Genomic DNA, 8,449 nt, shown 5'->3' on the forward strand with positions numbered 1-8,449 from the left:
TGTATTGTTTCCCACTCGTGGTGACTGGAATCGAAGTTTTTAGTTGTGTTTTTTAGTCGTTTATAATAATAGTGTATAATTGCAGTTGATTGGAGGTGCTGATATGAATGATAGCGGTGTAGTCTATAGTTTACGAAAGAAGATCTTTGATGATTGGCGATTGAGGCGATTTGGTTGGCGTGAGGTTAAGTATAAATATGGCTTTAGTCGAAAGTGGTTCTACAAGTGGCTGGGTAGATATTTACGTGATGGCGATAAAGGCTTAGAGAATGTTATCCGCAAAAAGCCTCTCATGCCCCACCGGCTTAAGTGGGATCAGGAATTAAGGATACTGGATTATGTGTATGACAAGCCCACTCATGGACCGGAAAGAATAGGCCGGGGACAGGTTCCTCGCGTATCAACAAAGGCTGTCTGGAACTATCTGGTAAGAGAGAATTTGAATACTCGTCGTAAGCGTAGGCTTTGGGCCCAAGCCCAAGGTAAAAGCGTCTTAACCCATAAGGAGAAACAACACATGCAGGCTAAATATAATCACATAGAGGCTAAGGAAGCGGGTGAATTGGTTGGTATGGATACATTCGTTGTCTCCGTCAGGGGTTTAGGCAAATTATGCCAGTATACCGCATGCGATAACTATTCAAGTTACGGGTGGGCTAAAATATATACGGCTAGAACCGCGGATAACGCTGTGGACTTCTTCGTAAATCATATGTTCAACAATACCGCGTCTTTTAAGATCAGACGGATCCTCACCGATCAAGGTATTGAGTTCTACTGTGCCCGACACAAGAATAACTTCAGTTATTTTAGAAGGATGCTAAATAGGTGCGGTGTTGAGCACACCGTAACAAAGAAAGCTCATCCCTGGACCAATGGTTACGCTGAGAGGCTTAATCAAACTATATGGCAGGACTTCTATCTTTGTCTGCTACCAAAGCCATATACAACGCTGGAGCAGCTTAATGAGGATTTACAAAAATTCATGGTTGAATATAACTTTAAGAGGCGCCATACGGGGTACAAGCTTAAAGCTGGAGGCTTTGAGTTCCCGGGGCACGCGTTCTTTGACATACGCGAGAAGTCTAACATTATCGAGATAAAATACTAAACTTTACGAAACTACAGGAGGTTCGTTACGCAAGAGGTGTCTCTATTCTAATCTACCTCGACTGGAAAATTGGACAATTTTGAAACCGCGGCTTCAAGTCCATATGAGGCTCGATCAACAAGAAGGCCCCTCGCGAGAAACTCGTGAGAGGCCTTACAACATGGTGGGCCTCGTTGGACTCGAACCAACCGCAACCACATTAAAAGTGTGGTGCTCTACCAGATGAGCTAGAGGCCCTAAAATTATTGTATCTCTTTTTCTTTTCCTGCTAAAAGAGTATCTACTTCTTTGATATATTTGTCGGTGAGCTTTTGGATATCTTCTTGAGATTTAAATTTTTCGTCTTCGGTAACGGCTTTGTCCTTGTCGAGCTTACGTATATGTTCTATCGCGCTATGGCGGCAGGTTCTTAAGGAAACTCTACCGTCTTCCGCGATCTTTTTCAACACCTTATCGAGTTCCAACTTGCGCTCGTCGGTTAACGGAGGTATCGACAGCCTCACCGACTTACCGTCATTTGTAGGTGTAATGCCTATATCCGACTTTAATATCGCTTTTTCTATTTCCACCAGGGCGTTCTTGTCCCATGGTTGTATCATCACAAGCCTTGCGTCCGGAGTGGTAACACTTGCTACCTGTTTTAACGGCGTAGGCGCTCCGTAATAATCGACACGTACATTTTCAACTAACGCGGCAGACGCGCGACCGGTTCTTATAACAGAAAACTCACGCTGTATTGCTTCAATAGTCTTCTTCATCTTTAATTCTGTATCTTTTATAACTTCTTTCGCGTTCATATCATGCACCTCACCCTTTTACGGTTGTACCTATATTCTCGCCCGTTAACACCTTCTTTATATTTCCGTCTTTTTTAAGGCTAAATACGATTACCGGCAACTCATTGTCCATGCAAAGACTTATCGCTGTAGCATCCATAACTTTCAGGCCCTTTTTTAAAACATCTATATAACGCAATGTATTGAACTTTTTAGCGGATTTATTCTTTACCGGATCTGCCGAATATATCCCATCCACTTTGGTCGCTTTTAGTATAACCTGAGCTTTTATTTCTATCGCGCGCAAAGCCGCGGTCGTGTCTGTAGTAAAATAGGGATTGCCTGTGCCACCGGCAAATATTACTACGCGCCCTTTTTCAAGATGCCGTATGGCACGGCGTCTTATATAAGGCTCCGCCAGTTGCCGCATCTCTATAGCGGAAAGGACTCTTGTAAATACGCTTTGTCTTTCCAGCGCGTCCTGTAACGCAAGGGCATTTATAACCGTGGCTAACATGCCCATATAATCAGCGTTTGCCCTGTCCATACCTTTTGTGGAACCAGCGATGCCTCTGAAGATATTACCGCCGCCTATGACAATGGCTATCTCGATACCAAGCGATCTTACTTCTTTTATCTGGCGGGCGATCGAGGTAAGTATATCGGGATCTATGCCGTACCCGAACGACCCTTGGAGCGCTTCTCCGCTTAACTTCAATACTACTCTTTTAAAAGCGGCTTTTCTCATTCTTCTCCCAGCATGTAACGCACAAACCTTCTTATTACTACATTCTCGCCTATCTTGGCTATCATCGAAGTTAATACGTCCTTGACCTTCAGGTTCGTATCCTTTATAAAAGGCTGTTCCATTAAACAGGCATCTTCGAAAAATTTATTGAGTTTGCCTTCGGTTATCTTTTCGATAGCGGCTGCCGGCTTACCCTTTATCTGCGCTTTTATTATCTCTGTCTCTTTTTTTATCGCTTCTTCCGGGACGTCTTCTTTCTTTAAGTATAGCGGGCTCGACGCCGCTATCTGCATGGCAATATCTTTCACAAACGCCTTAAAATCATCGTTTCTCGCCACGAAATCTGATTCACAGTTCACCTCTACAAGCACGCCGATCTTGCCGCCTAAATGTATATAGCTCTCTATCCTTCCTTCCTTAGCCGAACGTCCGGCTTTTTTGGAAGCGAGGACAGCTCCTGATTTCCTTAATATCTCCACGGCCTTATCTATATCGCCGTTTGATTCTTTAAGCGCCTTTTTACAATCCACTACACCTGCGCTGGTCTTGTCTCTTAACTTCTTTATCGCGTCCATCATTTCAAGTTACCTCTTTCTTATTTCGTTATCTTCTTCTTTGCCTTCTTTATAGGTTCATCCTTCGGCTTCTTCTCGTCTTCCTGAAGCTTAATGTCTCCCTGTACGAGCTCTTCGACTTCTTCGTCTATAACTTTCAGTTCCGAGCCTTCCTGTGCCTGGGCCGCTTCCTCTTCTTCTTTGGCTTTTCCCGCCGCAAACTGCTGCCTGCCATTAACTATACTGTCGGCTACAAGACCGGTAATAAGCTTTATCGAGCGTATAGCGTCATCGTTGCCCGGTATCGGATAATCTATTATGTCCGGATCGGAATTGGTATCAACTAACGCGACTATGGTGATACCTATCTTCCTGGCTTCCTTTATCGCTATCTCTTCCTTCTTAGAATCTATAACGAACATGACCTTAGGTTGCTTCGCCATTGCGCGTATACCTTCTAAATTTTTGTTTAGCTTGAAAGCCTCTTTATTGAGCTGTGATACTTCCTTCTTCGAAAGTTTGGCAAATGTCCCATCTTCTTTCATGCGCTCGAGATCTTCCAGCCGCTTTATACTCTTCTTTATCGTCTGGAAATTGGTAAGCATGCCGCCCAGCCACCTCTGGTTTACATAGTACATACCGCAGCGGGAGGCCCCTTCTCTGACTATATCCTGGGCCTGTTTCTTCGTGCCCACAAACAGCACATTACCGCCTTCGGATGCCGTCTTTCTCAAGAATTCGCACGCTTTCAATATAGCGGCCTGTGTCTTTTCAAGGTCTATGATGTAGACTTTGTTCTTCGCGCCATAAATATATTTCTTCATCTTGGGGTTCCAACGCTTAGTCTCATGCCCAAAGTGCACCCCTGCTTCAAGCAGACTCTTCATAAGTGTAGATTCTACCATTTGTTATGTTACCTTTCGATTTTGTGAAACAAAATTGATCCTGATGAAGCGACCTATGGGAGCTTCTGAAGGACCTCTCATCTAAAGAGCCTCATATTATACACATTTAACCTATACTTTCAACTACTTTTATCCTACCGTATAAACGCCGGCCCGAACTGCATGTCATACAGTCTTTTGTAAAGCCCGTCTTTCTGTATCAGCGAATCATGCGGCCCGACATCGGCAATATGCCCGCCGTCCAGCACATAAATACGCGTAGCGTGCTTGATCGTGCTTAAACGATGCGCGATCACAAAGACGGTCCTGTTGCGCATCATTCTGTCTATCGCCTCCTGCACAAGTATCTCCGATTCTGTGTCAAGCTGCGATGTAGCCTCATCAAGTATTAATATTGGGGAGTTCTTAAATATGGCCCTCGCTATCGATAAACGCTGTTTTTCGCCGCCCGATAGCCTGAAACCACGCTCTCCTATTATGGTATCATAGCCATTGGGCATCTTCATTATGAATGAATGGGCATTCGCCACTTCAGCGGCCTTTACTATATCCTCTTTCCCTGGGTTTTTGCATCCATAAGATATATTGTAGGCGACCGTCTCATTAAAGAGTATCGTCTCCTGCGTGACTACGCTTATCTGTGACCTAAGTGACTTTAGGGAATAATCTTTTATATCGATTCCGTCTATGGTTATCTTGCCTTTTGTAACGTCATAAAAACGCGGTATCAGATTTACAAGAGTTGTCTTGCCTGCGCCGCTGGTACCGACAAAAGCGGCGATCTCTCCGCGCCTGACTTCAAGATTTATTCCTTTTAGTATCTCTTTGTCGTCGTAAGCAAAATGAACGTCTTTAAATGCGACGCAATCCCTAAATCTTGGCATCTCGATGGCGTCCGGCTTTTCATTAACGGTATCCTTGGTATCGAGCACCTCGAATATCCTGGACGCGGCCGCTAGCGCCTGCTGATTTATGCTGTAGACATTTGTAAGCCGCTTCATAGGCTTCATCAAGGATAATAACGCCGCCAGAAAAGTGACAAAAGCGCCTGCCGACAACGCGCCCGAAATTATCTGTTTTCCGGCTATCCATAATATCACAGCTATGCAGAACATGCCGGCAAACTCTGTTATAGGGCTTACCACTATGACTCTTTTGGTAGACTTCATGGTCAGCTTGTAAAACTGCTGGTTCTGTTTCCTGAATCTTTCCGACTCGCTATCCTCCATCGAAAAAGCCTTCACAACCCGCATACCGGATATCGTCTCATGAAGAGTCGTTGTTATGTCCGCCATGTTTTCTTGGGTCTGTTTTGATATGGCTTTAAGGCGTTTGCCTATCTTGATGACCGGATATATGATAGACGGAAATAATATAAGGCCTACCAGTATAAGCGACCACGGAATGGAAAAATAGAACTTCACGGCAAATACCAGCGCCAGGTATACGACAAACTGTATCGGCTGGTATAAAACGTCGGTAAGCCCTGTCGCTACAGAATCTCTTATCACCGTGGCATCATAGGTTATACGTGACATAAGCTTGCCTGTGGGGTTCTTAGAATAATATTCCATGGGAAGCTTCATAAGTTTCGCGTATATCATATTCTTGACGTCTCTTATAACGCGTTGGGCGACATCGCTCATAAAGTAAGACTGGAAGAATTCGAAGACATTGCGAAGCAGCCAGAATACCATGACTATTATGACCATCTTGTTTAGAAGTTCCATTGGCGGCATCGCATTTACCATGTCTATAAGGCTCTTAAGTTGTTCGGGAACGAAGACACCTCCGGGTATAGCCATCTTCTTGCCGGTGATTATATTGTCTATAAGCGGTATTATCATACTTATTGACACACCGCTGAAGACGGACGTGCCTATCATGCACACTACGGCCAATGCGAGTACCCATATGTGCGGGAGAACAAATCTGATTAACCTGGTATATTCCTTCATAATTGGGATGATTATGATAACATAAGACTTGCTCTTTGTCCAGGGGAATGATATAATCGCCTGAATATGAGCAAGGTAAAGGTAGGGGTAGTCGGCGTAGGCCACCTTGGGGCGATACATGCCAAGGTTTATTCCAAGATGGATAATGTGGATCTGGTAGGGGTTTGTGATTGTAACCTCGAGCGGGCATTAGAGATAGGGAAAAAGTACCACACCAGAAGTTATGCCGATTATGAGGACCTTTTTGGTAAAGTCGATGCCGCGAGCATAGTGGTTCCCACAAGCATGCATTACAACGTGGCAAAAGAGTTCTTAAACCACGGTATCCACGTTTTAATAGAAAAACCCATAACAAAGACCCTTTCTGAAGCGGACGAATTGATAGAAATCGCCAGAAAGGATGGCCTAATAATACAAGTTGGCCATGTTGAACGGTTCAATGCGGCCGTAATGGCGCTTGAAGACGTGATGAAAAAGCCGAAATTCCTGGAATGCCAGCGCCTGGGGCCATTTCATAAGAGAGTTGAGGACGTCGGCGTCGTGTTGGATCTTATGATACACGACATTGACATAGTGCTGGGCCTTATAAAACAAGAGGTGGTAAATATAGAGGCTGTAGGCTTGAGCACGATGTCGGATCATGAAGACGTGGCAAATGTCCGGCTCATATTTGAAGACGGAACGATAGCCGATATCACCGCAAGCCGCGTAACAAAAGATGTCGTAAGAAAGATCCGGATATTCCAGGAAGAATCTTACATATCGCTTGATTATGTAAATCAGGAAGTTACCATATTCAAAAAGACCGGCAAAAAGATACAAAAAGAGAAGATAAAGATCAAAAAAACCGAGCCATTAAAAGAAGAACTGCAGTCGTTCATAGAATGCGTAAGAACTGGCAAGCGGCCTGTAGTTTCAGGCGTCGAAGGAAGACGCGCGCTTGCGGTGGCGCTTGCGATACTGGAAAAGATAAAATCGAAACAAAAGTAATGGCAAAAAATATTCTCATAGTTTCAGGTGAGCCTTCCGGAGATCTGCACGCCTCTAACCTCGTAAAAGAATTAAAAAAATTAAAGAGTGATTTAAAATTTTTCGGACTGGGCGGAAATCTGTCAAAAGAAGCCGGTGTCGAAATAGATTTTGATATATCGAAACTTGCCATAGTGGGTTTGGTCGACGCCTGGAAAAATATATTAACGATAGGCAAGGTCTTTAAGGGGCTGCTGAAAAAAGTCGACTCGGGACACTGCGATCTGGCGATACTCGTAGATTATCCGGGATTTAATTTAAGACTGGCGAAAGAATTAAAGAAAAGAAATATCCCTGTAATATATTATGTAAGTCCCCAGGTGTGGGCATGGGGCGAGAACAGAATTGAGATAATAAAAGAGTGTGTTAAAAAGATTTTGGTATTTTTTAAATTTGAGGAGGATCTTTATAAGAGGCACGGCATAAGCTCGGAATTTGTCGGCCATCCGCTGGTAGAAACGGTAAAACCTTCCATGCAAAGAAATGAGATAATAAAAAAATACTCTCTTTCCGGATCCGGGCCGATAATAGCTCTTCTTCCCGGATCCAGAAGAATGGAAGTAAAAACGCTTCTTAGGATCATGGCCAAAGCCGCCGTTAGAATAGAAAAAGAATTGCCTGGCGCGCAGATATTGGTCGCAAAATACCGTAATTTGCCGTCGGATTTGTATGAGTCAGCTATCAATGGCCTTGGTGTTACTATTAAGATATGCGACGCGGACGCTTACAATATACTTAGCGTAGCTGACTTCGCAATAGTCGCGTCCGGCACAGCGACGCTCGAGACCGCGATAATCGGAACGCCGTTTATAATAACATACCGGACCGGACTTATAAATTACATCGCGTACAAGATGGTCGCCAAGATAAAGATACTGGGTCTGGTAAATTGGATAGCGGGAAAAGTCATAGTGCCGGAATTCTTGCAATACAACGCAACGCCCGAAAAGCTGGCTAAAGCCTCTCTCGAAATACTTCGCGATAGCTCCAAAAGATCTGCAATGATCGCCGAATTGAAAAAAGTCAAAGATTCCCTTGGCGCACCGGCAGCCTCCTCCCGCGCAGCCCAAGCTATCCTCCCGTACCTACAGTAAATATCCATACCTAAGCCTACAGTTACGGTCAGCACAAGCCACCTAAATAAGTATGTAAGATAGCCATGTATAGGTGGCAGGAAAAATGTTACCCTTCACTTCGTTCCGGGTCGGTCTTTTGTTCTGTCGAAAAACGGGGGCCTGCGGAACTCGGCCCCTAAACGGGGCCTCATCCCGCCAAAAAGCGGCGGGATCGCCTAAGTTTAAAACGAAGGCGAACATCCTCGGCCCTTTTTAACCGTTTTTCGTCATCACAAAAGACCTAACATTTTTA

8 protein-coding genes and 1 tRNA gene are annotated in these 8,449 nt (G+C 44.4%); 3 read left to right on the forward strand and 6 right to left on the reverse strand.

Annotation, left to right across the window (positions count from 1 at the left end; all coding sequences use genetic code 11):
• Positions 1-103: 103 nt before the first annotated feature.
• Positions 104-1,111 carry an integrase core domain-containing protein gene (locus tag Q8R38_03105; GenBank protein MDP3791015.1) on the forward strand — a complete coding sequence of 336 codons (1,008 nt, stop codon included), beginning with the start codon at positions 104-106 and terminating at the stop codon, positions 1,109-1,111.
• Between the two features lie 161 nt (positions 1,112-1,272).
• Here the strand turns inward: Q8R38_03105 and Q8R38_03110 are convergent.
• From Q8R38_03110 to Q8R38_03135, 6 genes are all read right to left on the reverse strand, one after another.
• Positions 1,273-1,348: transfer RNA gene (locus Q8R38_03110), tRNA-Lys, on the reverse strand.
• A 5-nt stretch (positions 1,349-1,353) separates the two neighbouring features.
• Positions 1,354-1,908, reverse strand: coding sequence for a ribosome recycling factor (gene frr / locus Q8R38_03115; protein ID MDP3791016.1), 555 nt, complete (start codon positions 1,906-1,908; stop codon positions 1,354-1,356).
• A 10-nt stretch (positions 1,909-1,918) separates the two neighbouring features.
• On the reverse strand, positions 1,919-2,635 hold the full coding sequence (gene pyrH, locus Q8R38_03120) for a UMP kinase (protein MDP3791017.1): 717 nt from the start codon (positions 2,633-2,635) through the stop codon (positions 1,919-1,921).
• Entirely contained in the window at positions 2,632-3,213 is a 582-nt protein-coding gene (gene tsf / locus Q8R38_03125) for a translation elongation factor Ts (GenBank protein ID MDP3791018.1), read from the reverse strand. The genes pyrH and tsf overlap by 4 nt, the downstream gene beginning before the upstream one ends.
• 17 nt (positions 3,214-3,230) lie before the next feature.
• On the reverse strand, positions 3,231-4,076 hold the full coding sequence (gene rpsB / locus Q8R38_03130) for a 30S ribosomal protein S2 (protein MDP3791019.1): 846 nt from the start codon (positions 4,074-4,076) through the stop codon (positions 3,231-3,233).
• Between the two features lie 152 nt (positions 4,077-4,228).
• Complete coding sequence (locus tag Q8R38_03135; protein ID MDP3791020.1) at positions 4,229-6,052, reverse strand: ABC transporter ATP-binding protein; 1,824 nt, start codon at positions 6,050-6,052, stop codon at positions 4,229-4,231.
• Positions 6,053-6,118: 66 nt separating this feature from the next.
• Between Q8R38_03135 and Q8R38_03140 the strand changes: the two genes are divergently transcribed.
• A complete protein-coding gene (locus tag Q8R38_03140; protein MDP3791021.1) occupies positions 6,119-7,042 on the forward strand; it encodes a Gfo/Idh/MocA family oxidoreductase in 924 nt (307 codons plus the stop codon).
• Complete coding sequence (gene lpxB / locus Q8R38_03145) at positions 7,042-8,175, forward strand: lipid-A-disaccharide synthase (GenBank protein MDP3791022.1); 1,134 nt, start codon at positions 7,042-7,044, stop codon at positions 8,173-8,175. Before Q8R38_03140 ends, lpxB begins: the two co-directional genes overlap by 1 nt.
• Positions 8,176-8,449: the final 274 nt, after the last annotated feature.

This window comes from Candidatus Omnitrophota bacterium (assembly GCA_030695905.1).
Taxonomy (GTDB): Bacteria; Omnitrophota; Gorgyraeia; order 2-01-FULL-45-10; family 2-01-FULL-45-10; genus CAZHPY01.

Excerpts from the sequence above, each read along its gene's own strand:
- rpsB (MDP3791019.1), bottom strand. The coding sequence starts at position 4,076 with ATGAAGAGTCTGCTTGAAGCAGGGGTGCACTTTGGGCATGAGACTAAG.
- Q8R38_03135 (MDP3791020.1), bottom strand. The coding sequence starts at position 6,052 with ATGAAGGAATATACCAGGTTAATCAGATTTGTTCTCCCGCACATATGG.
- Q8R38_03105 (MDP3791015.1), top strand. The coding sequence starts at position 104 with ATGAATGATAGCGGTGTAGTCTATAGTTTACGAAAGAAGATCTTTGAT.
- pyrH (MDP3791017.1), bottom strand. The coding sequence starts at position 2,635 with ATGAGAAAAGCCGCTTTTAAAAGAGTAGTATTGAAGTTAAGCGGAGAA.
- tsf (MDP3791018.1), bottom strand. The coding sequence starts at position 3,213 with ATGATGGACGCGATAAAGAAGTTAAGAGACAAGACCAGCGCAGGTGTA.
- Q8R38_03140 (MDP3791021.1), top strand. The coding sequence starts at position 6,119 with ATGAGCAAGGTAAAGGTAGGGGTAGTCGGCGTAGGCCACCTTGGGGCG.
- frr (MDP3791016.1), bottom strand. The coding sequence starts at position 1,908 with ATGAACGCGAAAGAAGTTATAAAAGATACAGAATTAAAGATGAAGAAG.
- lpxB (MDP3791022.1), top strand. The coding sequence starts at position 7,042 with ATGGCAAAAAATATTCTCATAGTTTCAGGTGAGCCTTCCGGAGATCTG.